At 40.4% G+C, this 656-nt stretch carries 1 pseudogene; it reads left to right on the plus strand.

The annotated features are described in order from the left end of the window. A pseudogene (locus tag K9U40_RS23200) lies at positions 1–656 on the plus strand (Pls/PosA family non-ribosomal peptide synthetase); the annotation flags it as partial.

Genomic DNA, 656 nt, shown 5'->3' on the forward strand with positions numbered 1-656 from the left:
AAAATAGGGCATATAGATGAGCAAGCTAAATTGCCAGAGCGTCCTAAACTATCGTTTATACGTAAAATTGCTGAATATGGATACTATGGCGTTAGCGCATTAATTATTGCCTGTCTTTTCTTTATTCCAATTTTTCCAAGCTTCCTTTTGGTCGACTGGTTAGATGTAAATGTATTTAATATTAACCCGAACAACCATTTGCAAATCGCGCTTTACTATTTCATTTTAGCGATTCCGGCTAGTGCAATGATGATGATGATTACTGCGGTGATTTCTTCAGGCCTACGTAAAATTGCATTGCCGCGTCTTGAAATTGGAACCTATGCGGTTCATGGCAGCACGTATTATCGTAAATGGTTTGCGGCCCAAATTTTAGAAACGAGCTTACAAACCTTACATGGCTTGTTTGCCACCATTTATGCGCCTACATGGTTCCGTATGCTGGGAGCAAAAGTAGGTAAAAATACCGAAATTTCTACCGCAACTGGCGTTATTCCAGAAATGCTGACTTTGGGTGAAGAAAGCTTTATTGCCGATGCTGTAATGCTGGGCGATGAAGAGATTAAAGGCGGTTGGATGTCTTTAAAAGCAACCAAAATCGGTAACCGTAGTTTTGTGGGAAATAGTGCTTATATTGCTGATGGGACAGTGTTACC

This window comes from Xanthobacter autotrophicus, from assembly GCF_030015065.1.
GTDB classification, from domain to species: domain Bacteria; phylum Pseudomonadota; class Alphaproteobacteria; order Rhizobiales; family Xanthobacteraceae; genus Xanthobacter; species Xanthobacter autotrophicus_D.